The organism is Alteromonas sp. R7, from assembly GCF_055755235.1.
In genome coordinates this window covers 338295-364906 of sequence record NZ_JBVTQX010000001.1, presented here as the reverse complement: position 1 = coordinate 364906, position 26612 = coordinate 338295, and the positions used below count along the sequence as shown (strand labels likewise).

General features: G+C 45.0%; 25 protein-coding genes. 16 read left to right on the top strand and 9 right to left on the bottom strand.

Features of this window, described 5'->3' with window-relative positions; genetic code table 11:
* The first annotated feature begins 2 nt into the window (after positions 1 to 2).
* The 3 genes from AC0J2X_RS01550 to AC0J2X_RS01540 are packed head-to-tail and all read left to right on the top strand — an operon-like array spanning position 3 to position 3264.
* On the top strand, positions 3 to 986 hold the full coding sequence (locus AC0J2X_RS01550) for an ABC transporter permease (RefSeq protein ID WP_069944696.1): 984 nt from the start codon (positions 3 to 5) through the stop codon (positions 984 to 986).
* Positions 983 to 1852, top strand: coding sequence for an ABC transporter permease (locus tag AC0J2X_RS01545; protein WP_069944697.1), 870 nt, complete (start codon positions 983 to 985; stop codon positions 1850 to 1852). Before AC0J2X_RS01550 ends, AC0J2X_RS01545 begins: the two co-directional genes overlap by 4 nt.
* Positions 1849 to 3264 carry an ABC transporter ATP-binding protein gene (locus tag AC0J2X_RS01540; protein ID WP_069944698.1) on the top strand — a complete coding sequence of 472 codons (1416 nt, stop codon included), beginning with the start codon at positions 1849 to 1851 and terminating at the stop codon, positions 3262 to 3264. The genes AC0J2X_RS01545 and AC0J2X_RS01540 overlap by 4 nt, the downstream gene beginning before the upstream one ends.
* 67 nt (positions 3265 to 3331) lie before the next feature.
* Here the strand turns inward: AC0J2X_RS01540 and AC0J2X_RS01535 are convergent, their stop codons facing one another.
* From AC0J2X_RS01535 to AC0J2X_RS01525, 3 genes are all read right to left on the bottom strand, one after another.
* Positions 3332 to 4219 (bottom strand): SDR family NAD(P)-dependent oxidoreductase, encoded by an 888-nt coding sequence (locus AC0J2X_RS01535; RefSeq protein WP_069944699.1) that lies wholly within the window; start codon positions 4217 to 4219, stop codon positions 3332 to 3334.
* Between the two features lie 272 nt (positions 4220 to 4491).
* Positions 4492 to 5184: an SDR family oxidoreductase gene (locus AC0J2X_RS01530; RefSeq protein ID WP_069944700.1), complete on the bottom strand. Its 693-nt coding sequence runs from the start codon at positions 5182 to 5184 to the stop codon at positions 4492 to 4494.
* A 14-nt stretch (positions 5185 to 5198) separates the two neighbouring features.
* Positions 5199 to 5753, bottom strand: coding sequence for a type 1 glutamine amidotransferase domain-containing protein (locus tag AC0J2X_RS01525; RefSeq protein WP_061486339.1), 555 nt, complete (start codon positions 5751 to 5753; stop codon positions 5199 to 5201).
* A 398-nt stretch (positions 5754 to 6151) separates the two neighbouring features.
* Here AC0J2X_RS01525 and AC0J2X_RS01520 point away from each other — a divergent pair, with 398 nt between their 5' ends.
* Both AC0J2X_RS01520 and AC0J2X_RS01515 read left to right on the top strand, forming a co-directional pair.
* Positions 6152 to 7105 (top strand): YihY/virulence factor BrkB family protein, encoded by a 954-nt coding sequence (locus AC0J2X_RS01520; RefSeq protein WP_342317687.1) that lies wholly within the window; start codon positions 6152 to 6154, stop codon positions 7103 to 7105.
* Positions 7106 to 7267: 162 nt separating this feature from the next.
* The gene (locus AC0J2X_RS01515; protein ID WP_069944703.1) at positions 7268 to 8428 is read left to right on the top strand and encodes an MFS transporter; all 1161 of its coding nucleotides are present in this window, start codon (positions 7268 to 7270) and stop codon (positions 8426 to 8428) included.
* A 28-nt stretch (positions 8429 to 8456) separates the two neighbouring features.
* Here the strand turns inward: AC0J2X_RS01515 and AC0J2X_RS01510 are convergent, their stop codons facing one another.
* Positions 8457 to 9899, bottom strand: a complete 1443-nt coding sequence (locus AC0J2X_RS01510) for a serine hydrolase domain-containing protein (RefSeq protein ID WP_069944704.1) — start codon at positions 9897 to 9899, stop codon at positions 8457 to 8459.
* Between the two features lie 200 nt (positions 9900 to 10099).
* Between AC0J2X_RS01510 and AC0J2X_RS01505 the strand changes: the two genes are divergently transcribed.
* From AC0J2X_RS01505 to AC0J2X_RS01490, 4 genes are all read left to right on the top strand, one after another.
* A complete protein-coding gene (locus AC0J2X_RS01505) occupies positions 10100 to 11959 on the top strand; it encodes a sensor histidine kinase (RefSeq protein WP_069944705.1) in 1860 nt (619 codons plus the stop codon).
* Positions 11956 to 12651 carry a LytR/AlgR family response regulator transcription factor gene (locus tag AC0J2X_RS01500; RefSeq protein WP_240491601.1) on the top strand — a complete coding sequence of 232 codons (696 nt, stop codon included), beginning with the start codon at positions 11956 to 11958 and terminating at the stop codon, positions 12649 to 12651. Before AC0J2X_RS01505 ends, AC0J2X_RS01500 begins: the two co-directional genes overlap by 4 nt.
* A 203-nt stretch (positions 12652 to 12854) precedes the next feature.
* Complete coding sequence (locus tag AC0J2X_RS01495; RefSeq protein WP_139125434.1) at positions 12855 to 15029, top strand: marine proteobacterial sortase target protein; 2175 nt, start codon at positions 12855 to 12857, stop codon at positions 15027 to 15029.
* Between the two features lie 51 nt (positions 15030 to 15080).
* Positions 15081 to 15650, top strand: coding sequence for a class GN sortase (locus AC0J2X_RS01490; protein ID WP_069944706.1), 570 nt, complete (start codon positions 15081 to 15083; stop codon positions 15648 to 15650).
* Positions 15651 to 15735: 85 nt separating this feature from the next.
* Here the strand turns inward: AC0J2X_RS01490 and AC0J2X_RS01485 are convergent, their stop codons facing one another.
* Together AC0J2X_RS01485 and add are read right to left on the bottom strand one after the other, a co-directional pair.
* Entirely contained in the window at positions 15736 to 17166 is a 1431-nt protein-coding gene (locus AC0J2X_RS01485; RefSeq protein WP_069944707.1) for a glycoside hydrolase family 28 protein, read from the bottom strand.
* Positions 17167 to 17307: 141 nt separating this feature from the next.
* On the bottom strand, positions 17308 to 18303 hold the full coding sequence (add, locus tag AC0J2X_RS01480; protein WP_069944708.1) for an adenosine deaminase: 996 nt from the start codon (positions 18301 to 18303) through the stop codon (positions 17308 to 17310).
* Between the two features lie 304 nt (positions 18304 to 18607).
* Between add and AC0J2X_RS01475 the strand changes: the two genes are divergently transcribed.
* Positions 18608 to 19516: a hypothetical protein gene (locus AC0J2X_RS01475; protein WP_069944709.1), complete on the top strand. Its 909-nt coding sequence runs from the start codon at positions 18608 to 18610 to the stop codon at positions 19514 to 19516.
* Between the two features lie 185 nt (positions 19517 to 19701).
* Here the strand turns inward: AC0J2X_RS01475 and AC0J2X_RS01470 are convergent, their stop codons facing one another.
* Positions 19702 to 20343 (bottom strand): peroxiredoxin-like family protein, encoded by a 642-nt coding sequence (locus AC0J2X_RS01470; protein ID WP_069944710.1) that lies wholly within the window; start codon positions 20341 to 20343, stop codon positions 19702 to 19704.
* A 256-nt stretch (positions 20344 to 20599) separates the two neighbouring features.
* Between AC0J2X_RS01470 and AC0J2X_RS01465 the strand changes: the two genes are divergently transcribed.
* The 3 genes from AC0J2X_RS01465 to AC0J2X_RS01455 all read left to right on the top strand — a co-directional run bounded on the left by AC0J2X_RS01465 (position 20600) and on the right by AC0J2X_RS01455 (position 22132).
* Entirely contained in the window at positions 20600 to 21148 is a 549-nt protein-coding gene (locus tag AC0J2X_RS01465) for a YaeQ family protein (protein ID WP_014950332.1), read from the top strand.
* The gene (locus AC0J2X_RS01460; protein WP_069944711.1) at positions 21148 to 21456 is read left to right on the top strand and encodes a hypothetical protein; all 309 of its coding nucleotides are present in this window, start codon (positions 21148 to 21150) and stop codon (positions 21454 to 21456) included. The genes AC0J2X_RS01465 and AC0J2X_RS01460 overlap by 1 nt, the downstream gene beginning before the upstream one ends.
* A gap of 265 nt (positions 21457 to 21721) precedes the next feature.
* On the top strand, positions 21722 to 22132 hold the full coding sequence (locus AC0J2X_RS01455) for a late embryogenesis abundant protein (RefSeq protein ID WP_039228102.1): 411 nt from the start codon (positions 21722 to 21724) through the stop codon (positions 22130 to 22132).
* A 91-nt stretch (positions 22133 to 22223) separates the two neighbouring features.
* On the opposite strand, the gene AC0J2X_RS01450 is transcribed toward AC0J2X_RS01455, so the two are convergent.
* Positions 22224 to 22682 (bottom strand): retropepsin-like aspartic protease, encoded by a 459-nt coding sequence (locus AC0J2X_RS01450; RefSeq protein WP_069944712.1) that lies wholly within the window; start codon positions 22680 to 22682, stop codon positions 22224 to 22226.
* Between the two features lie 332 nt (positions 22683 to 23014).
* Here AC0J2X_RS01450 and AC0J2X_RS01445 point away from each other — a divergent pair, with 332 nt between their 5' ends.
* The 3 genes from AC0J2X_RS01445 (at position 23015) to AC0J2X_RS01435 (ending at position 25615) form a co-directional block, all read left to right on the top strand.
* Entirely contained in the window at positions 23015 to 23383 is a 369-nt protein-coding gene (locus AC0J2X_RS01445) for a hypothetical protein (RefSeq protein WP_014977175.1), read from the top strand.
* A 194-nt stretch (positions 23384 to 23577) separates the two neighbouring features.
* Positions 23578 to 24252 (top strand): nitroreductase family protein, encoded by a 675-nt coding sequence (locus AC0J2X_RS01440; protein WP_014950337.1) that lies wholly within the window; start codon positions 23578 to 23580, stop codon positions 24250 to 24252.
* 190 nt (positions 24253 to 24442) lie between these two features.
* Positions 24443 to 25615 carry a sugar efflux transporter gene (locus AC0J2X_RS01435; RefSeq protein ID WP_069944713.1) on the top strand — a complete coding sequence of 391 codons (1173 nt, stop codon included), beginning with the start codon at positions 24443 to 24445 and terminating at the stop codon, positions 25613 to 25615.
* 40 nt (positions 25616 to 25655) lie between these two features.
* Here AC0J2X_RS01435 and AC0J2X_RS01430 read toward each other — a convergent pair whose 3' ends face one another.
* A complete protein-coding gene (locus tag AC0J2X_RS01430) occupies positions 25656 to 26588 on the bottom strand; it encodes a helix-turn-helix domain-containing GNAT family N-acetyltransferase (RefSeq protein WP_069944714.1) in 933 nt (310 codons plus the stop codon).
* Between the last annotated feature and the right edge of the window lie 24 nt (positions 26589 to 26612).

The following is a 26612-nucleotide window of genomic DNA, read 5'->3' as shown; positions in this document are numbered from 1 at the left end:
TAATGAGAAAAATCCTACTTCAACGGCTGCTTCAAGCTGTACTGATGGCGTGGAGTGTAGGCACACTCACATTTATTATAACCCGTTCACTACCTGGAGATATGGCTTACAAAATAGCGGCTGGCCGCTACGGTGACGATGCGGTAAGCACAAGTGCCGCTAACGCCGTAGCAGAAGAACTTGGTCTGCACAGAAGCGCTTTCGAACAGTACGTAAGCTGGATGACTGATTTAGCCTCACTGGAATTAGGCAATAGCTTGGTCACGGGGGCCCCCATTGTTGTTGAGCTACAAAATCAGCTTTCTTACACCCTTGTTCTCGCTGGACTCGCTATTCTGGTATCCGCATTAATTGCGTTTCCTCTGGGAATTTATAGCGGCATCAGATGCGCTCGAAAAAGTGAAAATACTCCTAAAAGCCGTGCTTCTCTTTTTGATAAAACAGCATTAGTGTTTTCCACGTTCGTGCGCTCTCAACCGGTCTTTTGCTTGGGGCTAATTCTCATCTTTATTTTTGCGCTAGAGCTCAACTGGCTACCGGTTGCGGGCTCTTCAGGCTTTGTCTATACCATATTACCTGTAATGACCTTAGGGTTAAGCCTGGCGGCTATATCAAACCGCGTAATTCGCAATAGCACTGTTAATGCGGTTCAATCGGGTTATTTCCATTTCGCCAAGATAAAAGGGTTAAGCGCTCTAGAAGCGTTTAGGTGCCATGCGCTACCTAACGTTGTAATACCTGCTCTAGCCTTCATGGGCATACAACTTATCGGGTTAATTGAAGGCGTAATTATGATTGAAAGCCTTTTTGCTTGGCCCGGCATAGGACACGGACTTTCCCATGCTGTCTTTGCCCGTGACATCACTATGTTACAAGGCACAGCTTTGCTGATGGGCACGTTATTCGTATTGGTCAACACACTAGTCGATTTAAGTCAGTATGCACTCGACCCAAGGGTGAGGGAAAATCTAGGACATAGCCAATGAAGACATTCGCTTTACCTGTTGAAAAAGTGATTGGCTTTTCACTTTTGATGCTGCTCTTATTACTTGCGTTGGGCGAGCCTGTTCTATTGGGAACAAACGGTAATCAACAAAATTTAAAGCAAGTGCTCGAAGCCCCAAGTGCGCAACATTGGTTAGGTACAGATCAGTTCGGACGCGACATGTTAGCCAGAATCTCAGAGGGTCTGCGCATATCACTCTCTCTCGCTGCACTGTGTGTACTAAGTTCATCAATCATTGGCATGCTAACGGGCGTAATTGCAGCGTGGTGTAGAGGTTGGGTAGATACGACGTTGAATTTCATTGCCAATACAATATTGGCGCTCCCCGGACTGGTACTTATTCTTCTTTTCGCGGCGCTAGTACCAGGCTCTTTCATTATGCTGTATTTAGCCATTTCCTTAGTACTGGCTGTCGAGTACTTCAGGCTGGTACGTGCTATCACTCTACCAGTAGTGACAGGCCCTGCACTGGAAAACTCTGCGCTAATGGGTTTTCCAAAACGTTATTTATTTAGTAAGCATATATGGCCCGCCATTCGACTAGACGTGTTATCACTTGCTGCTTTTGGTGCCTCATCCTCAATTATCGCCATGGCATCGGTGGGCTTCGTTTATGTTGGTTTAAAACCACCCAGCCCTGAGCTTGGGCTGATGATAGTTGAGCTTTTTCCATACTATCACGAAGCACCTTGGCTGCTCGCACAACCTATTTTCACCCTATTCGTTCTCGTACTGGGCTTTCACTTACTTTCTGCGAAGAGTGACAAAACACCTCGTTTAAATAAGTTCATTTTTGACAGCAGCAGTAGACTATCAAAGAGTAATGCATTGGAGCGCAAACTGTGAGCCAATACATTGCTATTGAACACTTATCAATTTACGCGCAAGACACCATTATTGTAGAGGATCTATCCCTTAACCTTGAACAAGGCGAGACACTGACTATATTGGGTGAAACCGGGGCAGGTAAAAGTCTGCTAGCGCAAGCAATTATGGGCGACTTACCGTCTGCACTGAAGGTTACGGGAAATGTTCTGGTAAACGGTGTTGATATGCTTCGTGCGAACCGACGTGAATGTGAACAATTGTGGGGGCGAGACATTGTTATGCTGCCGCAAGAGCCATGGCATTCTCTAAGCCCAATGATGAAAATTCGCCAGCAAGTCGCCGAAGTTTTTCGGTTTACATTAGGTAACGGTGCTCGCGAAGCACAAAAGAGTGCGAAGACACAGCTAGACAACCTGGCTCTTAAAGACGACAGTGATAAGGTCCCTTCTCAACTTTCCGGTGGAATGGCACAGCGTGTTGCTTTTGCCTGTGCATCAGCGACTAATGCACCTTTATTTCTAGCCGATGAACCCACAAAAGGGCTAGATCCCGGACGCAAACATCATATTATTGAGCAACTAAAGCAAAAAGCTAACGACGGTACGCTACTTACCATTACGCACGATGTTTCAGTGGCAGAGGCACTGGGTGGTAAATGTATGGTGCTCAAAAACGGGAAACTGGTTGAAACAGGTGATACCCGCAAGATACTGTCCTCCCCTTCATCAAATTATACCAAAGCCCTTATTGCGTCGGCTCCGCAACACTGGACGGCTACAACAAAGAAAACGCATAGGTTTGCACCGCTGGTATCGGTGAATGACCTCACAATTGTGAGAGGTAACCATACACTATTTACTGGCCTTAGTTTTTCTTTAGGGGAAGGCGAAATTGTCGGGCTTTGTGGTGATAGCGGCAGTGGAAAAACGTCTCTAGGTGATGCTCTACTTGGGCTTCTACCCTATCAAGGCAATATTGCGTTTCATACGCTTTTACACCGTTATCAAACCCTAAAGCTATATCAAGATCCCCCCAGTTCATTTGCCGATCACACTACGCTTAAATCATTGATTGATGACGTAATAAAGCTTCACAATGTGTCTAAAAAGCGTGCTGATTTGCTTTCAGCTCAACTAGGCCTTAACCAGCAATTGTTTGAGCGCAGCGCCTCTGAAGTAAGTGGAGGTGAGCTTCAACGCATTGCATTGCTGCGCGCGCTGCTACTAAGGCCCAAGCTACTTATAGCTGACGAGCCAACATCTAGGCTAGACCCCATTACAAGTAAGGCAATTACTCACTTACTTGTCGATCAATGCAGAGAAGAAAATTGCACGGTGCTCTTTATCAGCCACGACAGAACACAGCTAGAAAAAGTCTGTGACCGCGTCATTGACCTTCAGAGTCTCACAACATCAAAAGCCGTTATATAACGGCTTTTGGAAGACAAGATTCAGGGCACTTTCGTGTATTTATACGCAAACCGTAGCCGCGAATGAACTAAAAAGTCACGATTTCATCATCAATAAGATGACCTACAGACTGACTCTGCTCAGCATCGACAAATGCGCTATCAATCGCGCTAAAGCGCGCCGTAGTAACTTTTCGGTAATTCGGGTGTGTATAAATATAAGTTTGCTCTGACTGAAGCGCCTCTATCACGCGCTCAGCTAGCACAGAGGCATCGATTCCCGACTCTACAGCTTTAGTGGCTGCTTGAGCGCCTGCTTTGAGTTTCTCTTTATCAATGCGCTTTTCAGCTGCCACTGCGTACTTTTCCTGCCTGTTTCTGTAAGACTCATGGATACGGGTCTTCACAAATGCTGGACACAATACAGAAGTATGGATTCCAAAAGGTTTCAGTTCTGGTACCCAGCTTTCCGTCATAGAGACAACCGCAGCCTTTGATGCGCAATAGGCCGCCGCATATGGCATGCCCATCATTCCTGCCATCGACGCCACGTTTAGCACCCAACCTCCTTCGCCGTGCTCTTTAATAGCTGGCACGCATGCTTGTGCGCCATAGAGTACGCCCATAACGTTGACGTCCATTACCCAGCGCCAGGTCTCATGCTCCGAATCTTCAACTTTCCCCGGCGTACCGCCAACGCCAGCATTATTGATGACCATATGAACCTTGCCAAACTTCTCTTTGGCGTTAGCTACAATATCTTCCCACTGAGCGTAATCGGTAACATCAAGGGCGCAAGTCAATACATCGAAACCTTTCTCTCGTAAATCATTGCCCGACTCGTCTAATGCAGTATTATCAATATCGCCCATGACGATATTCATACCCTGCCTTGCCAATGCCTCTGCCAGCGCTAGCCCTATGCCGCCAGCGGCGCCAGAAATAATAGCGGTCTTACCCGTAAATTCGTTAGACATCTTACTCTCCTGTTATTGTTCTTGCGCCGCGGGCCCTTTGGGAAAGCCATTTCAATGAGGAGTTTGCAATCGCCTATCTCACTCAACTAGCGCTTATCTAAACACCTAGATTAGGGGTAACAGGATGGGGAAAATACTTTATTTGGCTAATTTGAATAGCTTCATGAAATTAATAAGGCAGGTTAAAAGTAAGGGCGGGGCAAACAAAAAAGGGCAGTGACTAACCCTGCCCTTTGCTTGAATAGACTATCTCTTGCCCGTGGTCAGTTCGTTTACTTCGCCGGCATAACATAAACCTCGCGAACGCAGGCTGACTCTTCTGCGCTTAGGGCAAACAATACCGATTTTGCGATATCCGCTGGCTGAAGCTTATCTTCCTTAGGTTCATCGAAAAATGGCGTATTCACCATACCAGGGCAGATAGTTGTACAGCGGCCACCCCACTCGCGCATTTCTTCTGCGAGGTTCTGACCGAAACCATAAGCAAACCACTTACTTGCCCCATATACAGAGCCTTTGAGAGCTATTCGACCGGCGACCGAAGACGTAATAATGAAGTGGCCTTGCGTATCGCGCAGGTACGGCAATCCGGCTTTTGCGGTATAAAGTAGTCCATTTACGTTTGCGCCCAGCATGCCAACCCAGTCATCTACGTCCCCCTTTTCAATGCCGGCGGCTTTCGCGCCGCGCCCTGCATTGGCGAAAATGCCGTCAATACGACCGAAATGTTCGCTTACCTGTTTAAACGCCTTATCTAACTCATTAAAGTCGCTAACGTCAGCTTTTACAGCGAACGCAACATCATTGCCAAGCTCTTCGACTAAGGCACGCAGTTTGTCCTCACTTCTTGCTAAAAGGGCAACGTTAAAACCGTTATTTACCAGTTGCTTTGCCGTTTCTTTGCCAATGCCGCTGGAAGCCCCCGTTATCGCGATAACCTTTTTATTTGTAGCTGCGGTGGACATACACTTCCTCCTTTTTACTGGGCAACCATTTCACTAATTTTGTTTACGAAAGCTGGAATATCATCTGGGTTTCTACTAGTGACTAGTTTTGAGTGGGTCACCACTTCCTCATCAACCCAGGTCGCACCAGCATTTTTGAGATCTGTTTGGATACTAGGAAACGAAGTGAGTGTTGCACCTTTCGCTAACCCAGACTCCACCAGCAACCATGGACCATGACAGATAGCACCTATAGCTTTAATACTTGCCGCGCTGTTTGCACTTTTGATGAAGGCAACAGCATCTTCATTGGTACGCAGCACATCGGGATTGATTTGACCGCCGGGTAGCACAAGGGCATCGTAATCTTCAGGGTTTACAGACGTAACTTGTTTATCAACGTTAATTTCTTTTCCCCAGTTGTCTTCGTCCCATGCTTTAATTGTTGTCTGATCATCAATAGATAGCACATCAACGTCAGCACCTTGCTCAATAAACTTGTCTCTTGGTTGAATCAACTCGCTTTGCTCAAAACCATTAGTTGCCAAAATAGCGATTTTTTTGCCTTTAAGGTTTTGGGTGTTGCTCATAATGTTCACTCCTTTTGAAAGACGAAATGTAAAACTAGTAAAAGCAGGGATCGCCACACGACGAGAATAACTGTCCGCCTACCACCTTTAGCAAATCCCATCAGGTGAACGCGTTAGTTTGTGCATGGCATAACCTAGCTCTTACTATCTAGCTAGGATGCTTTTGGAGGTGCAAATTACAAACCACCCAAACCAACAAACGTAAGCCATTGAATGAATTACAATAAATGAAAAAACAACATTTTCATCAACATTGATAGCCACGCACATATTCAGATTTTGTGAACGATTTACAGAGCTTCTTTCTCGCTCCTTTTTTAAGTCGATGTAAGCCGACAGCGAAGTTTTCATGTATCAAGCTTTAAGAGTTTTATCGTTTAGGCAAGGTATGAGGACACATGAGCAAGGAACGTTTCAACCACGCTAAATCTGCATTCGAGCTTTCTTTGAAAAGTTGGTGGAGTATTTCAAAGCGTATTTTCACTAGCCTGCAAAAAGACAACATTCCTCTTATCTCCGCTGGCGTTGCCTTTTACTGCTTGCTGGCTATCTTCCCCTTACTAGGGGCAACCATTGCCTTGTATGGCCTTGTTGTATCACCCGACGAACTACAACGCCACATGGCATTGCTGGTAAATGTAGTACCAAATGACAGTCGCTACATCATTGAAGAACAGCTTAAAAATTTAACCGAGAAGTCGAATACTGCATTAGGCTGGAGTTTTTTATTTACTCTGCTCTTATCACTGTGGAGCAGTAGCAAAGGCGCCAACGCACTGATAAAAGCATGCAACATTACCTATAGCGAGGCGGAAGGAAGAGGCTTTTTCAAAGGTATTCTAGCGCGCATTACGTGCACCATATTTATGATCCTTACCGTAATTGTGTCCCTCGCCTGCATCACCATTTTACCCGAAGCAATAAACTGGATGACGTCAAATGCCCTTAGTACCGAACAAGCCATGTGGGTGACTTGGCCAGTTATGCTGGCCCTATTTAATATTGCGCTTTCAGCCCTATATCGATATGCCCCTCACCGAAGAGAAGCCCAGTGGCGTTGGGTGACGCCGGGGTCAGTTTTTGCCACGTTATTATGGGTAGTAGCCTCATATGGCTTTTCGATATACCTCAATGAATTTGGAAGCTACAACAAAACCTACGGCTCCGTTGGGGGAATTATTATCCTGCTCATGTGGTTGTATTTAACCGCGTACATCATTCTAATTGGTGCAGAGGTGAATTCGTCGATAGAGCTCCAAACTACTGCAGACAGTACGGTGGGTGAAGACAGACCCATGGGCGAAAGAAACGCATTTGTGGCAGATCATACACCGGATGATTTAAGGCACTAATGCTTAAACTATCTGAGGCGCATGCACTATCTAGCAGCGCCTTCCTCACCATCAATTTTTAGCATCTTTACGAGCATTTCTTTTCATTTTACCTATATCAGAATTTGCCTCATATTCGCGCCGCGAAATTATCTTCTCTTTCCTCTGATGTAAGGCATTACCTTGGACAACACCTTAATTCCGCCAGCCAAAGCGCGAATCTCTGTTCCTGTTATTGCGCTGGGTATATACGCAGTTGCGTCTGGCTATTTGATGAGTCTGATCCCACTAATGCTCAGCCATTACAACCTAGACACGGCTATCGCTAGTTGGCTTGCCAGTAGCTTTTACGCAGGATTACTTGTAGGTGCCCTTAGCATTGAACCGCTGGTCACCCGCATTGGGTACAAGCACGGTTTTGCACTGTGTTTAGGCATCCTTGTACTTACTATCGCAGTAATGCCTTTGTTTGCTCACACCGCGGTTTGGCTTGTGGCTCGGTTAGTGGCTGGCGTTGCTGTAGCAGGTGTATTTGTTATCGTAGAGTCGTGGCTTTTACACGGCGACGAAGCTGATAGAGCCAAACGTTTAGGCTTATACATGGGCGCACTTTACGGGGGAAGTTCTTTAGGTCAGTTAGGTATTGGCGCTATTGGCGTAGGCGGCATGCTTCCTTTTGCTGCCATTTTCACCATGTTGATTTTAGCCATTGGTGTACTTTTGTTTGCAAAGAGCGAGCAGCCTGAAGCTTCCCACAGTACGCCACTGTCGCTAAAGCAAATATCGAAACTAAATCATGCCGCAATTATTGGTTGCATAGTGTCAGGCTTAACCCTAGGTGCCATTTACGGCTTAATGCCTCTTGAACTATTAAACCGGGGCATTGCTCATGACGATTTGGGTAGCTTAATGGCCTTAATTATTTTAGGTGCTATGGCAGTTCAACCTTTAATTCCTGCGCTATCCAAGTACTTAGGCCGCACGTTACTCATGGCACTATTTTGTTTACTAGGTGTCGCCGCCATAACATTAACCGCAGCGGTTAGCGGTATATACGCTTTGGGAGCGGGTCTGTTTCTATTAGGTATGGCAATATTTGCCCTATACCCAGTGGCAATAAATCTCGCCTGCGACAAACTCGATGCTAGCTTCATTGTATGCGCCACACAGGTCATGCTTTTCAGCTACAGCGTGGGTTCAGTAGTAGGCCCACTCATTGCCGATAACTTTTTAGTAGGCCCTCAAGGATTGATGGGCTACTTATTTGCGTGCTTACTTGCTACCAGTATTTATATGTTGATAGCCAGTGTTAAAACGAAAGGTCGTGCTATGGCAGGCGAGTAACACACTCGCCTTGTCCATCTTACTGCCCCTATTCTGGGGCAGATTCAAAATACGACACCTTATCGCTTCCCTTTCGCGACACTTTCAGCCGCTTTTTACCGCTTACTGTTTCAAGAGAAAGTCGGTTTGGATAACCTTCCACACCAAATTCTCCGTCACCAAGGTAAACAAGCTCCCCACTTTCGATATGACTCCACAGCAACAGTCTTCCTTGGTAGAAAAGCTGGTTATTCTGCTTGCTGATTTCGATGGTTTCTCCTAAGGCTGCAAGATATTTACCTTCAAAGTCATTTAACAGTTCAAGGGGAACCTGTTGCTTTACCACGGGCAAGCTTTTCTTCCAGTCGAGCTTTTCCACAACCGTTGCAATAACTGTTTCAATAACCGGAATTCGAGCAGGGTTGCCGCCGTTACCGAATATAGCGATACCTCTACCATCGCGCATTGTGCCCATGATTTGCCCTCCTGTTCCCGTGTTTGAACCACCATGAGAGAACCACTCTAGGTTGCCTTTAGCCTCAAGACGCATCCAGCCTAGTCCCCAACCACCTACAACATCAAGGGTTTCAATTTGAGTAGTATTGCGCGCCACTGCTTGCGAGATTACCTTTGTATCATCGCCATTTAGTGCTCTTTGCATTTCGATAATCAATGTTGCCATATCAAGAGCATTACTCCACATTCCCGAAGGCGCGATTTGCGGGCAAATTGGATATCCAGATTGGATCACGCTCAAATCGTCGTGATGAACGCTTGCCACATTTTGCAAAAATAGCGGGCTGTCAGGTTGATACATTGTGGTGTTAACCATGTTAAGCGGCTTAAATAGCATTTCTTCTGCTAATTCAGGCAATGTCTTTCCAGTTAGATCTTCCAGCGCAATTTGCACAATAACGTAGCCACCGCCGCTATACGACCAACTTTCACCAGGCTTAAATGCTAAGCTAATGGGCGAGTCATAACGAGGCACGTTTACTCCGTTTAGGCTATCGATAGCCGTTGGCACAGCATCTCCTTTATAAAAGTCAGCAAACCCACTTTGTGTGGTGCCCGCAGTGTGGCTGAGCAACCGACGAAAAGTAATTTCCTCTGGGTTGGGAAACTGCTCTTTTTGCAGTGTCCAACGGGTGAGATACTTAGCTACAGAGTCGTCTAAACTAAGCTTGCCTTGCTCTTCGAGCATAGCCGCTAGTAGCGCGGTAACCGGCTTGGAAATAGAAGCGGTAGAAAAGGCCGTTGACTGGTTAATAGAATCACCTGAACCGAACACCTTTTCCCCAGCTGTGGCGGAATAGACAACATTGAAGTCGTCGATTACCGCGACGCTTACGCCACTTAATTTGTATTCTTTTAAGAGCTCGTTGAGTTCTGCTTGAGACAACAGTTGGTTGTCATTTGCGTGGGCTATTTCAAGTGGCGCATACCACAATAGTAAAAGGGTAAAAGCTACTAGTTTATTAATGGGTGTCATACATTACTCTCCGTATAAATTTCAGCCAAATGTAGCGTCAATTATTCGGTTTACGGCAACCTATTTCCTGAACTGCATCAGGCATTCCCCAAGTGCATTACTTCGACTTCATTAACAGTTAAAAACTGTGTACTGTGTTAACAATAACAACACACAACACGCCCTAACTTCCCGTGCAAAAACTCAATTGGTTCTACTTAATGCTTATGACAATGCTCATTTGGGGCGTTGTACTTTTGCACGAACAGCCCACCCATTCACCGACATTTCCTTCTCAGGTCAGCATCCTCTATTCTGGGCAAGAGGAAGTACCAGCGGAGAACGACCCTCGATGGCGGGCTCATTCCCAGTCGGATATCGAACTGTCTAATGAAGTAAGGTGGCTCAAGTTCACACTTGCGTTCAACGCAACATCAAATGGGTCACAAGGTGTACAACAAACCGAGAGTGCGCCTAAAGGCTTGTTTGTTTCTATACTTGGCGCGTTTTCTGTTTATTTGAACGGCTATCACATTGGTGATAACGGCATGCCTGCAACAGCCGAGAGCAAAGAATTGCCAGGTGAGATAGACAGTATATTCATACTACCTTCACAGTACCTGAATACTGGTGATAACACGGTGATGGTAAGGCTGAGCAGCGAATTTCGTCCAGATACCGCGCAAAGTAGTGGATTTTGGGTATTTGCAGACGACTTCGAAACTCTTGCCGCCATTAATGAGTGGCGTATACGATTACCCTTAATGATGCTAAGTGGCTTGGTTCTTGTCGCCATGTATTCATTTGTGGTGTACTTTTCATCGCTCAAAGAGCCTGCATACCTGTGGTTTAGCTGCCTATGCACCATGCTGATTCTATTAATCTTGGCCGAGTCATGGCGAGGTCTATTCGGTTACAGCTACCAGTGGCACATCCTTAGAATGGAAATCGTCCTTGGCTTAACCCTTGTTATCAGCCTGGTGCTACCGCTCTTTTTCCTGTCTTTCTTCCGCTATTCAAAAACTTGGTTTATCAGTACCTTGCTTGTGTTGGTTATGGCTAGTTGTGGGGTACTGTTATATTTCGATGGTTACGATTACCGCAGCTTTTTGTTGTTCAGTGTGTCTTTGCTCATTAGCTTTATTTTTGGTGTGGCCAGTATTTATAAACGGAAGAAGTACGCGTGGTTAATGACCATGGGAATAGCGGTATTTGTTTCACCCGTTCTCATAAACCGATTTTCGTTTATGGACCAATATTTCTTTGTTTCGTTTAGTGGCTTAGCGCTTTTATTACTACTCGTGCTAAGCCAAACCCATGCTGAGAGACAGCGTGCACTTACTCAGTCAACGCTTACCACTCAGCGTCTGCAGCTTGAGCTTATAAAAAAACAGCTACAGCCTCACTTTATTCTCAATACCCTAACGGCAATTGAAGAGTGGATTGAAATCGCCCCTAAAGAAGCCATTGGGTTTATTCAGGCATTAGCATCGGAGTTTCGCCAAATGGCCAGCTTAAGCGATAGAGCCTTAATTGCTTTACAGCAGGAAGTCGCCCTTTGTGAAAGTCACCTTAAAATTATGGGATACCGCTTCGACGCCCACTTTTCACTGCAAAAGCCGGAGATGTCAGAATACAAAGGGCAGCAGCTTATTCCTCCCGGAGTATTACTCACCCTCATAGAAAATGCGTTTAGCCACAACAGATACGGCTCGGGAGAGTATCAATTTAGTCTTAGCTTTTCTGAACAGCAAGAGGATGAAGCACAGGGTGTGTCCGTAGAGAATGCCAAGCATGATAACAATAAAAGACCTTCAACTGCCTTGCTGTTTAAAGCTCAGCTTACTCAACACTATTCTTACCAGACGTCAGCATTAGAGAATAAAGAAGGAACCGGTGTTGGCACCAAGTACATTAAAGCCCGGCTCACAGAAGCGTTTGGTAATGACTGGAAGCTAGTGGAATTTATTGAAGATAAGTATTGGGTAACTAAGCTCACATTTCCAACAACGTTCGTTTCGGGTGAGCAAAGTAACGCGCACGCCGAGCAGACCGAACAAATCACCTTACAAACGCTATGATGAATATTACCCTAGTAGAAGATGAACCCATGGTTGCCAAACGACTTGCTCGTTTTATCGACCAGTGTACCGACGATAAAACCACTATTCATCGCTTTTCCAACCTCGATGATGCAGAAGAGCATTTGTCTAACCGCGACACAGACCTGCTTTTTCTAGATTTGAATTTGCATGGAAAAGACGGTTTTTCATTAATTCATCAACAGCTTGCCGCCCCTTATCACACCGTGGTGGTTTCAGCGAATACCGACAGGGCTTTAGAAGCGTTTGAGCTTGGCGTACTCGATTTTATTGGTAAGCCATTTACTCAAGAAAGAATAAGTAAAGCGATGGAACGTTTTTCTCTGCATCAATTCAAGGGCCAATGTCAGCGGTTGTCATATCGCAAAAACAATGTACTCTGTTTTCTTCAAGTTGATGATATTCAATTCATTCAAGCCGCTGGGCACTACAGTGAAATAACCACTAAAGACAATCAAACCATATTGCATGACAAGCACTTAGACAGGTTAATGCAAATTCTACCTCAAGGGTTTATGCGAGTTCATCGCTCTTATGCGTTACCTCTTGATGAAGTTAAACATATCGAACAACATTCAGGCGCGAAGTACATTGCACACCTGCACTCGGGCGCGAGTGTTCCAGTAGGAAGAACTAAATTCAATACGCTGGTTGATGCTCTGGGCCAGTAAAGCAAAAGTAAAAACTGCATACTTTTTTCGTTATTCCGATATCGCGGGACTTCAGCAACCACCTTGCTTCGACCAACAAATGACTTATTTCTAAAATCTGCTATTCGCCACCATTGCCCATGAGATTGCCATAATCTCTGTTCACAATTCGCCCTATTCAGGGTGTTAAATGTTAAGTATCGATACTAAAGCGAGCTTACCTGATGCTATTTTCCAAAACACCCAAACGGGATTACTTAACGCCTGCCAATACTCACAAACCTTTATTTAGGGAACGGCAACATGCAGCCAAGCCGCGTAATCACAGGTTGCTTATCCTTACTTCCTTCCTCTGCTTTTTGCTTGGCATAGTAGTTAGCCCGCTAAGTCGCGCTGAGTCTGGCGAATTGATGTTGCAAAGCGTGGACGGTGAGTCTTCCCCCGCTCTATTGCATTCAACTGACGTGGATTTACAGGTGAATGGCATGATTGCGCACGTTACCTATTCTCAAAAATTCACTAACACCAGTAATGAATGGAAGCATGCCGTTTACACCTTTCCGCTTAATGAAAACGCGGCGATTAACAGTATGGAAATGCTTATAGGAGACAGAATAATCCGAGGGAAAATTAAGCCGAAGGCAGAAGCGAAAGAAGCATTTGAAGCGGCCAAAAAAGCGGGAAAGAAAGCCAGTTTAACAGAGCAACAACGCCCAAATTTATTTACTCAGCAGGTCGCGAATATAGCGCCGGGTGAGGAAATAACGGTGACACTTCAGTATGTACAACAGGTAGACTACTGCGATGGTAAATTTACTTTTCACTTGCCTACTACGCTCACTCCTCGCTATTCGCCCGGCATTTCGCTAAATCAGTTTACCGAGAACATAGAGGCTGAAATATCAGGTAAAGGTTGGGGAGAACCCACAGATCAGGTACCCGATGCCAGAGCTATCACGCCTTATATGAGAGAAGGCAATGGAGGCCCGCAACTTACGTTCAACGCAACACTAAATACTGGTTTAACGCTTAATAGCGTCACTAGCAGAAATCACCGTGTGAATTGGTCAGAATCCACAGGTAATTATCTTGTCACCTTTAATCAAAGCAATATCAAAATGGACCGAGACATTTGGCTAGAGTGGCAGCCTTCGCCCTCTAGTGCACCACAAGCAGCTATTTTCACTGAATTGAAAGGTCAGCATGACTACGCCCTTGTTATGCTAATGCCGCCACAAGTTAAGAGCCAAGATTTACAGGATTTTGATCGCGATATCACCTTCGTTATCGACACGTCAGGCTCTATGGGAGGTCGGCCAATTGTCGACGCAAAAGAGAGTTTACAATTAGCGATAGACCGCTTGAGTGAGAAAGACCGATTTAATGTTGTAGCATTTAACAATGACACCACGCGTTTGTTTGAAACCTCGGTAGAGGGAACAACACGAAATAAGCAATATGCGAGGGACTTTGTAAAGGGGCTGAATGCAGGGGGCGGCACTGAAATGGCACCAGCCCTTAATGCCGCACTTAAACGCACGACAGCTGAAAACTTTATAAAACAAGTTGTCTTTATCACCGATGGAGCGGTAGGCAATGAAGCTGCATTGTTCTCGCAAATAAAGAACGAACTGGGTGATGCGCGCCTTTTTACAGTAGGCATAGGCAGCGCGCCTAATAGCTATTTTATGACCCGAGCCGCTCAATTTGGTCGCGGAAGCTATGTTTTTGTTAGCAATACTGCAGATATTAAACAGCAAATGGATAGCTTGCTTTATAAGTTAGAAAGCCCTGTGTTGAGTGATTTAAGCCTCACTCTTCCGGCTGGCTATGCACAGTCAGTAGAGATTTACCCTTCTAAGCTCCCTGATTTATACGCAGGTGTTCCTTTGCTTTTGAATGTGAAACTGCCTCATAACGCCGGTACAAGCGGAAAAATAACCCTTCAAGGCGCACTAGTAGACAAGCAGGGCACTACTCGCGAGTGGACCCGTTCGGTAGCTATATCGCCAACGTCGACAGGTTCTACTCAACACCTTGGCGTAGCGACTGCTTGGGCAAGAAAGAAAGTGGCGGCGTTAATGGATGAAAAAGCGTTAGGGCGAAATGTAGATGAAGTAAGACAGGATATACTTGCTGTAGCCCTGCCCCATAAACTGATAACAGAGTTCACCAGCTTCGTTGCTATTGAAGAAAAAATAGCAAATACACAGGGCATACCGTCTTCCACCGAAAACGTAAGAAACTTGATGCCACAGGGAACGCAATTCAGACAAATCAGTTACCCCCAAACCGCAGCGGGTGTATCTGAACATGTCGTATTAGGCATGATTGCCATGCTTTTATTGTCGCTTTTTCACAGCGTCGCCTTCTTGCGAAACAAAGGGGGACGAGGTTAGCACCTTAAGCTCATTTCTTTATTTTTTGGCTGAATATTGCTTGGACAAACAATGATTAAATACGCTTTTACCATCATCTTAGTCTTGATCGCCACAGCCAGCTTTGGCAAAGCTGGCTGGATATTATTGAAAGCTGAACTGGCGCAATATTTAATTCAATCTTCGTGGGAAGAAACGCTAGCCACTGGCGCTAACCAGAAGCCTTGGCGTTGGTCTGATACTTGGCCAGTGGGCAAGCTGGTTCATGCCAAAAGCGAAACACAGTTGTATGTACTAGAAGGCGCGCAGGGAAATGCCCTTGCATTTGGCCCTGGACACCACACCGACTCGCCCCCACTCGGACAGGGTGGTAGTGTGATTGGCGGGCATAGAGATACTCACTTCACGTTCTTAAAGAAGGTGAGAGCCAGAGATATTATGCAATTGCAGTTGCCGAACTCACAGTGGGTAACCTATCGGGTTGTATCGAAGACGATAGTCGATGCCGCCTCGGCAATGAAAGTAGATGTAAATGGGCAGCAGCTCTATTTAGTTACCTGCTACCCATTTAATGCGGTATCAACACAAAGTAATTTACGCCTTGTTGTTGAGCTGGTCGAAACTGAAAGCCAGCGAACCTAAATAGGTTCGCCCACATTTAATTAGCCGCTTGATTGGGCGAAAATAAAGGACCAATGCGAACAACCTATCGCGTTTAACCTGTTTTCTAGCGAGTAACAGATTCAATGTGCAGCGAAGAAAACGTGCCGTTCCAGATTTGCTCACCTATGGTGACATTTTCAAAGCTAATATCGTCGGCATTTTCTAGGATAAGAATTTCTTCTGCTTCCTTGATTTTAATGTCTTTAAACTTAACGTTATGCACAGGAGCTGCGTCTGGAGCGTGAATTTCCAAAACCGTTCCTACATTTTCTACCGTTAAATCTTCAATAATAATGTCGGTATAGGTAGCCGGAAAATTACCGTGTAAATTACTTGGGTAGTTTAGCTGGAACCAGAATAAGTGCTTAAACGAAGCCACTTTACTGCCTCTAATTCGAACCATTTCTACGCGCCCGCCTCTGTCTAAGTTGCTTTTAAAACGATATGCTGAGTCTCCCTCATGCAAGACATTGTTCTCGAAAAATACGCGCTTAATGCCGCCAGACATTTCCGAACCAAGACCAATGCCGTCTTCCCCGCCTAAATCATTGTTTCGTGCAACAATGTCTGTGCTAGGTATACCTATATTTCGACCGTCTGCGTCTCTGCCAGACTTAATAACGATACCGTCATCACCGGTTCTAAAGTGATTATCTTCAGCAAGCACAAACTGGCTCGACTCAATGTCTAACCCATCGTTGTTGTACAGGTGACTTTCTACCTTCACTCGTCTTACCGTAGCATGAGACGTATAAACCAGATGATTAACCCAAAACGGGGAATTCAGGGCCGTATAATCTTCAAGCAGCACTCGCTTGGCGTGGAAAAACTGAATAAGCGGAGGGCGCAAGTAATGCCCTTCGCCGAACTGACGCTTCTCTACTGGAACGCCATCAAACCCCATTTTACGAAGCGCATGCATATCTGTATTTTGTCTCTCATACCAGCCAATGAACGCCGATTGGGCATTTCCGTCGATAGTACCTTTACCTGTAATTGCCACATCTTCCACATTTAGCGCATAAATTAGCGGTGAATAGGTAAATACCTCAGTACCCTCCCAACGGGTTTTAACCACGGGCAAGTAGTGCGAAGGGTCGCCGGAAAACAGCAGAGTAGCGCCCTCCTCTAGGTGCAAGTTCACTTTGCTTTTAAGACGAATAGGACCGTCTACTTGCCATGTTCCTTTGGGCACAACAACAATACCGCCGCCGCTGGCAGAAGCCTTGTCAATTACACGTTGAATTGGCGCTCGCGCTGCGCTTAGTGAAGTATCACTCACATCAACCATAAATTTTTCATTTGGAATATTCGGCAGCTGAATCTGATTTACAATTTGCTCAGCAATTTTCCAGTCTTCGCCAGTAGATGCCGACGCATAGGAACAAGTTAGAAGGGTCACAATAAACGCCACCCATCCCAAAGCCCGGCGGTGTGTGAAACGGCTGGGGTAGCTACTCATAGAACGGTCAACATCAGGTATAAAGCGCAGCATAAAAGCTCCATTATTTAAGTCGTAACTGATTACGTTTAAGAAACAAAATATTCACATCACGATAATAATGCCACCGGTGGCATTATTAATCAAAATAATGTTACGGCCCGTTTAACCACGGCACGATTTTTATCTTTCGGATTAGTTTACTTTGCGCTTAAGTGCGGCTTTTTCGCTTTCACTTAAAAAAGCAATTGCCAGCGCATTCTCTTGCGCTTGTTTAATATGAGAAGGCATAAGGCCAGCTTGCTTAGCTGCAACGGAGAATTCGTCATCTAGCTCTACACCTTGAACTGCTGGGTCGTCGGTATTCAGGCAGGCGAGTATGCCGTGTTCCAAAAAGGTTATTAACGGGTGCTCAGTTAATGATGTGACCGTGTTCGTCAATACGTTGCTGGTTAAACAGCTTTCAATACCAATACAGTTGTCGCGCAAATAGTCCATTAGCTTAGCATCATTAACAGCATTAACGCCGTGTCCTATACGCACAGCACCTAAGTCGTTAATGGCTTGCCAAATACTCTGCGGGCCTACTGCTTCACCTGCATGAATTGTGATAGGCAGCCCTTCGCGGCGCACTTTTGTAAAGTGCTCTATGAACATGTTGCCAGGAAAGCCTTTTTCATCACCCGCCAAATCAATTGCAGTTATATGCGCTTTACAGGCCAAGATTGAATCTAGCTCATGCTGACATACTTTTGCGCCATAAGAACGTGACAAAATACCGATGAGATTAACTTTAACATCGTGATTTTTAGCTGCGCTTTTTACACCGTCTATCACGGCCTCAACCACACCTTGAGTTGGTAGCCCGTGACTTTCACCCATAAAATAAGGACTAAAACGCAGCTCTGTGTAGTCAATACCCTGCTTAGCTGCATCTTCTACATTCTCTATCGCCACCCGTTTGCAGGCGTCGAGACTGCCTAACACCTTAACGCCCCAAGTAAGCTTATCTAAAAATGACACCAAATCGGGGGCGATCTCCATTACTTGAACATGCGGTCGCAAGCCCTCTAACGAATAAGCAGGCAAACAAACGTTAAATTGCTGACCAAGCTCCAGAATGGTTTGCAGACGTACATTGCCATCTAAATGACGATGTAAATCAAGTAATGGAAAGTTTCTATTTATCATGGAAATACGATGAGTTAAGGCGTAAGCCCTACTATACCACTTGGCGCTGTAAACCTCGCACTCTTGCAGAAAATAACTTTTTTATAGTGGGACAAAACAGTGCTTTTTTTGAAGCAAAATTTGTTTTAAGTTCGCTCTTGGCATCTAACTTTACTCTATCGATGCTTTTCTTGATTACTTTTCATAATTTTTAGTAGCAACGAGCCAGTTGCTCGTTGGCGTGCGCCTTGTCAACAGGCTAAATACCACCAAAGAGCAACAGGCCTCTTCATTATCACCAAAAAATACTAACAGGAGCACAGTCATGTGCGGAAAATGTATAGAAGGCTGCTATTTAGCAGGCTGGCGTAATGGCGTGTATTCATTCGAACATATGCAAGAAGAACCCGATTTTATGGGGAAAGATGTAAAGGCAGCCCATGGCTTGGTGGAAGCGGTATGCTCATTAGGTTCTTCGCTCTATGAGCTCCACGCACTTGGATTAGCGGACTCGCCAATGATAGCTTGGGCAGGATGGATTTATTCGAGAAACGAATCGCACACCCAAATCGATTTAACACGGCATGACGACGTTCTCAAATATCAGAGGGCCTTACGTCATTCAAAAGAAAGTAAATGGGCTGAAATTAATGCCCTCTACCCGAGCATTGAGAAGTTTTTAAATAACTTAACGCTTCAAGACATTGCTAATACCCTCGATGAAACGCTTCTCGATGAAATTGAGACATGCCTTCTTGCTCTTCATGGTAACGGGTTTTACACCTTTGAATTCGTAGAGTCTATGTTCGCTGCCGAAGGGCTATTCCCCATTATTGAGCTAAGCGATACTGCGAAGCCGTCACTGTTTGTTGACCACGCACTTGAAATATTCTTACTAACCGAACATCTTTTACACTTTCGCCCATTGTCTTGGGCGCTTCGTGTGGCGTTAAGTGTTGACTTAACGTGCGATTTCGACAGCTTTCATATGGCGTGGCGTCGATACACCGCTAACCGCGTGTTAAACGCGCTTCTAATAAATCGCAATTTGAAAGGTGTGTACGCCTTAGCAAGTACACTTGAACTCAATACCGTTCACGCTATATGTCAGCGGAACGTAGCGAATAAACACTTACTTACTCAGCTATTGAGCGTCGTAAACAACTGTAAAGGCGACACTTATATTGAACCTAAACGTCTAGCCGAGCACATCACTTCATTGATCTCAGTGTAAATGCTTACTCCTTACAGTTTGAGATAAGGTGACTTGGTGAATGGTTAAGTACAGCTCGTTATAACAGTCAAATACGTGCGAATCTAACTTAATCATTATTAGACACGATGAAATGTAGTGCTCGATATCATAGAGTTCTTTTGGCATGCCTTACCAAGAACAACGCCTTGGTAAGGCTATTCGCATTACATTTCTTTTTTGAGGGTTTTCGCAACCGCTAACACTAGGTCTGCCGACGGGCGAACTTTGAAGTCTGGGTTAACATAGCTAAACAAAACCTGCCCTTTTTTATTGAGCATGAAGATGCTGGGTGCTGGCAAAACACTATTACCGCTTTCATCTTTTGTTAAGTTAATGCCATAGGTTTTGTACTTTAACTCAGTCACAGTATCTAGGTAGAATCCAACGCCGAACTCACGAATAGTGTCTAGTTTGTCGTCGGATAAAAGCGTAACCAAGAATTCTGTTTCAAGCTTTTGCTCTTGCAAGCGCGCTGGTGATTCTGGTGAAATGGCCAAAATCTGATAGCCCATATCCACCAAGTCTTTTTCAATATCTTTAAGCTGGGCAAGCTGCTCATTACAATACGGGCACCACCCGCCGCGATAAAAAAGTACAATGCTGGGCTTTTGCATGGTAAGCGCTTGTAAGCTTACCGGCGAGCCATCTGCCATTTTAAGCGTTGTTTTAGGCGCCACTTGACCATTAAGCAACGGCGTTACTGAATCTGCATCTTCTGCAATAGTGCCGCGCTCCAAAGCATACGCATTTGATGCGCCTGCTATACAGGCGAACATTAACATCGCCATAGCCACTAGTTTCTTCATTAACCCTCTCCGTTTTCATTTTTGTTTGTTTAGTTTTTGGTTATCCGCGCTTTGCGCGATGTCCAATATGACCGAGAAGCTTCACTAGAAATTTCGCGCACCAATAAATAAACCGACAAATACTTGTATTGGGCGCTACTCACCTACAGCGGAATTTGCTTTTTACTGCTACTATAGCGCCAAAACTTGCTATGCCACTTTTTTACATAGCACACGGGGTTAACTTCAAGCCTCCTAAGAACAAAGCAGGAACACCATGGCTCTTAAAGCGACCATTTTTAAAGCTGACATATCCATAACGGATATGGATCGCAATTACTATAACGACCACAACCTTACTATTGCCCGTCACCCTTCTGAAAATGACGAGCGAATGATGCTGCGCGTGGTTGCGTTTATTGTTAATGCTCATGAACGCCTACAGTTTACCAAAGGGCTGTCTGACGACGACGTTCCAGATTTATGGCAAAAGAGTTTTAGCGATGAAATAGAGCTGTGGATTGAGTTAGGCCAACCCTCTGAACAGCGCATCAAAAAGGGCTGCAATCAAAGCCAACAAATGATGATTTATTCCTACGCCGACAACAGCTTCGACGCGTGGTGGAAGAAAGAACATAACAAGCTACAAACCAAAAAGAACTTATCAGTTTTCACTTTGCCAGAGTCGCTTGCCGCTACTTTGGCCAATGCTGTTCATCGCTCTATGCAAATACAGGTTACTATTCAAGATGGGCAAATGTGGCTAACCATTGAAGGTGCAGATGTCACCGAGAGCGTTGAAGTGTCTATAGAGAAGCATTTGTAATGAAAAAACTCTCTGCCGTTCAACTCAAACAGCAAACACTGGTCTTTAGTGTAGCCGATAGCCTTGAAGCACAAGCGCTTGAAGAGTTAAATGGTATGCAACAATGTTGGTTTGACGTTCAGTATCACCAATTCCCGGGTTCCTTACTGCTTCGCTTTCAATTCGAAAATGAAGAAGCGGTGTCAAACGCTGAGCCCGAGCTAAAGAAGTGGCAGCGAAAATTAAGCGCAGCGCTGCTTAAAAAAGGCGTAGTGTTAAAAGATATGCGCCGGCACCTCGTGTTTACCACACAAGGCCCAGAAGCGTAGCCTTGTCCAAACTCGCTGTACAATATCTCAGCATTCCACATGCAGTTTTGCCAGGTAAATGTTTGGTTATAATCCTTTCATTTTTCGGTATAAAGTCTACTTACACTTTATCAGGTAAGTAGGCTAGACTGGTCTCGTCGAATATTCAGCTTGCCGAATATGACAATAAAACGGCAGGCATTTTGAACGTTTACAATGGATATTTGAACACACCATGTTGACCGGCTTTGAAACAAGCCACTATCCCAGCAAAAGGAGCTTCACAATGAAAACTAAAGCAATGGCGTTAGCACTGTTACTGTCTTTAATGGGCTGTACTGAGTCTAGCGAAGAGACGAAAAGCGAAGTAAAAAAAGAGATGGAAAAAGCGGGCGAAGCGACAGCAGACGCCTATGACAGCGCAAAAGAAAGTGCTGCAGATTCTTGGGATAAAACCAAAGACGCGAGCTCTGAAGCTTACGAAGAAGGTAAAGAAATGGCTTCTGATGCCTTTGATGACGGCAAAGAGATGGCTTCAGACGCATACGAAGATGGCAAGAAAATGGCCTCTGACGCATACGACGCAACGGCTGAGAAAGCAGGCGAATTTAAAGACGCCGCAGCGAAGAAAGCTTATGAAGCTTGCGTAAAAATGAAAGAGCAAATGGGCGGCGACGTTAGCGAGTGCGACGATTAATTTAATCTTCCAGCGAAAAACACATTTAAAAGCGAACCTTCGGGTTCGCTTTTTTATTGCTGTTTAATCAAACAAAAGTGAGTCATTCACGCTATTCACACCCGGCTAAAATCACAGCATCTGGTGTTATAGTTAAAGGTGCGACCCGCAGCAGCGTATTAATACCTAAAATATTGTTTCCTTTGGGAAGCACGGCCACTTCCACTGGGCCCACTTCGCACGTATTTCCTATACGAACCGAGTTTAATTGATACTGAGATATTTTAACGATCTTTCCATTTGCCATTCTGGCAGCAGAGGTTCTGGTGGTAAGAAGCTTTTGATCTTTTGTTAGCGCGTCGAACGTAGCTTGATTGAGGGTTAATAAGCTTGAACCCGTATCTAATAGAAACGAAGCCTTTATGTTCGATTCTAGGGTCGCTTCTAGGTACAGTGTTCCGCCTTTGCTTTGTGAAAGAGGAATATTTTGCTCTATCGCTGACACGGCAGATGTGCACGCTAACCAAAAAGTTAGCAGAAAAAATAAGGGGATTTTAAATTTTACACTCACCGCACATACACCCTTTGTCGACACTTTACATAGGTGTTGATTAACAGCAAGATAAAGACCAAAGGGTAAATGATTGATTTTACCGAAACTCTACAACACCAGACGGTGCCACAGCACCATAATAGTGCACAAAACCATTTACTCCGCACCAACGTTAAACACTCCGTTTTCAACGCAGTAGCTTCTCTTTCAACTGCTCTCCATTCTCTTGATTACTCAAATTCTTTATATCCAATCAGGTGATAGGAATCACCTATCACCAATCGTCATTGTTTAGAACTTTTTCGCTCATACAATGTAGAAAGGTAAGTATGTCAACGAGAGGACACGACATGAAATTACGCTATGTATTGGGTTCATTAATTACGGCTGTTTCACTTGGTTTTTCTGCAAACGCAGCGCAAGCTATGACATCATCAACTGATGAAACGGTTGATGTACAAGTAGTTGATTATTCAGGAAAGCCTCCATTTAAACGCAAGATCGTAAGCTTATCGGTAAACGATGTAGCGCAATTGGAATCAGTAGGGCAAGAAGCTATTGAATACGTAGAAGTGAAAGAAGTCATCATGCGCGGTAAGCCACCGTATCGCAGAGTGACAACCATGATGCCTGTGTATGACGTTGCCCAACTTGAAATGCTAGAAGAGCAAACTGACACGCAAAAACGCGGCACTCGCCCGCCGTTCAAACGCCACTAACAGCGTTTTCTACTACCAACGCATTGCACCAAAGCGATTCACTTTTGCCTGAGTGGGTCGCTTTTTTATTGTGCATACTTGTTTACGCCATTTTCTATTTCGATGTATATAACACGCCCTAGTTAGCGCGTTTTTATTTTAATAACCCGTCACTAACGATAGAGTAGTAAAAAAGCAGATAAACGAGATTATAAATGCAGCCTCACGACCATTCTCCGCTCAGTGATTTTATTGAGTACCCTGAAGAGCAAATGCTTTCCCGAAGCGAAGATTTTTTGAAAACCATGCAGCGCCGCCACAGTATTCGTCACTTTAGTGACAAGCACGTTGATAAAGCGGTAATTGAAAACTGTATTTTGACTGCTGGCACTGCACCTAGTGGAGCGAATCATCAGCCTTGGCATTTCGCCGCCATTCAGTCGCCCGAAGTAAAACAACAAATACGCGAACAGGCTGAAGCGCATGAGCGCGGTTTTTATAATGGGCGTGCGGGGCAACAGTGGCTAGATGACCTAAAACCGTTAGGCACTGACGCAAGTAAACCCTATCTGGAAACCGCGCCTTGGCTTATTGCCGTATTCAGTCAAAAGTTTGGAGAGACAGAAACGGGCGAAAAAAGCCAAAACTACTATGTGCACGAATCGGTGGGTATCGCAGTGGGTATGCTTATTACTTCACTCCACAACGCAGGTTTGGCAACCTTGACCCACACACCAAAGCCAATGAACTTTTTAACCGAAGTCTGTCAACGGCCTGATAACGAGCGTGCTTATATGCTTATTATAGCGGGCTATCCGGCGGATAACGCCACAATTCCTGCACACGCCATGCAAAAAAAGTCGCTTAGCGAAATTGCGAGCTTTCTTTAAATTTAAGAAGCGCTATTGGCCTGGGCGCATGAAGTAAACTAAGTATTTAAAACGGCATAACTAATAAAAGCTTTGTCATAGACATGAGATACGCAGCACTTATAATGCGCCCTCGTTATTAAGGGCTGCGACCTTTTCTTTACGAATTTCGGTCAACCACGTTTAACAGTTCCTCGGAGCTCGTATCCTCATGTCATCGCGTCACGCATTCTCTCCACAACTTCCTTTTTTACTGTTAAGTCTATTAACTGGCCTAACATCGTCGTTTGTTACGCCACTGATGAGCTATTTCCTCATTGATGAGATCAACGTTGAGCCTATTTATATAAGTATTTATATGGTGTCCGTTACGCTATCAGGGTTGGTGATCAGTCAGTACCTCGGGCACTTGGCAGACAAAGGTTTTAACGCAAATCGCCTTTACGGGCTAACCATGATTTGCGTGGGCATTGCCATGGTCGCCTTTATCTTTAGCAAACAGTTTTGGCACGTATTTCTCGCTGGCGTCTTGTTTATGTCGGTGGGCGCTGGAGCCGTGTCTCAAATGTTGACCGTTTCGGGATTATGGGCAAAAAACCAAGACATCGACTTAGCCGCATTTAACTCAAAAGTTCGCGCTGCCATTTCTCTCGCTTGGGTAGTAGGCCCGCCGCTAGCATTTACGCTGGTTGCCAATTTTGGCTTCGCAGCGTCCTTCTCGGTGGCCATTGCATGCGTGATTGTTGCAACGCTTTTTGTGGTGAACGTTGTGCCGCCTCAAAAAGCCAATCAACAGTCTCTCAATACAACGCTTAAAGGCTCGCTATCACTGCCGTTTTGGCTTGTGGGGTTAGCCATACTTGCCGGAATGGCAGGCAATGTCATGTATTTATCATCCATGCCTTTGTACGTAATGAATGAACTGGGGTTGCCGGAAAATTTGCCTGGGCTAATGATGGGGGTTGTGGCAGCACTTGAAATACCTACCATGCTGCTAGCAGCCAAATTAGCCCGACGGTTCCCACCTGCGGGTATCATGGCTGTGGCGTTTATTTTCGGCTGTTGCTTTTACGTTGGCGTGTACTTTTCTCAGTCAAGTTGGGAGTTATTGACCCTTCAAATATTGAACGCGCTGTTCTACGGTTTATATGCTGGTATTGGATTGACCTTACTGCAACAACAAGCGCCCGACTTAACTGGATTCACTTCTGCGTTTTATTCAAACGCCACTCGGGTGGGTATGATGCTAGGCACCATTGGCGCAGGCACCGTGGCTCAATTCTTTAGCTTCAGAGATGCCACTATTGGGTCGTTGTGCATTGCCATATTTGGCTTAAACGTGATGTTAGTGTTCATGTTTGTAAAGCACCGGGCAGATCGTTAGAATCCTGTCTTTTCATTACGCGTACTTTCGTACGCCCAGACTATTTTAACTGTAGCTCCATCTGCACATCACATCTCGCGTAAGGCGATGACGCCCCCTTAATATTCTTAAACCCTATCTTTTCGTACAAACTTACTGCGGGCTTAAGCACCGAGTTGCTCTCTAAATAAAGCCGCTTTAACCCCATAAGTTTCGCTCTTTCAACAATACTTTTACCTAACAGCAGCCCTACCCCTTTGCCTTGAGCTTTGGGAGACACCGCCATTTTGGCAAGTTCAAACGTATCGTCAGTTTGTTTAATAAGTGCACAGCAGCCTATGGGTTCGCCCTTATCTAACGCGATCAATATCACACCCGATTGATTCAAAATGTAGCCTTCAGGGTCGTCGAGCGCTTTAAAGTCGGGCTCTTCGAGCTCCCAATATTTGCTTATCCATTCAACATTGAGCGATTTAAATGCATCGCGATATTTTGGCGCATAATCAACTACCTTAATATCAGGCGAGTCACCGTCTACTCTGGCACTTATGGGGCGATATCGAAGATGCTTTTCAACTACGCTCACCGCTTCCCATAAATCGATACCCGTTTCTTCCTTTAGTTCACGCATGGCAGCGTCTATGGCATCGCACTGCTTTTCCATTTGGGGCACCATCGCTTTCGCTTTGCTGTTTAAAGCCACCAGTGTAACCCGCGAATCGTCGCTCGATTTATAACTTTCAATAAGGTCGCGTGCTTTCATTTCTTTTACGATTTTACTCACCGACACGTGAGAATGATTTATCTCTTTAGCGATATTCACGACAGAATCAGCACCTTTTGACGCGAGCACGTAAAATACTGGAAACCACTTTGGCTCTATCGCAAATCCAAATTTCGCATAAGTATTTTCCGCATCCTTTGACACCTGCGCGGCTAACTGACGTAAGGCAGTACCTAATGCAATATGCCCCAATTCATTAAATGACTTCACTTTACAAAACTCCGTAACCAGTTA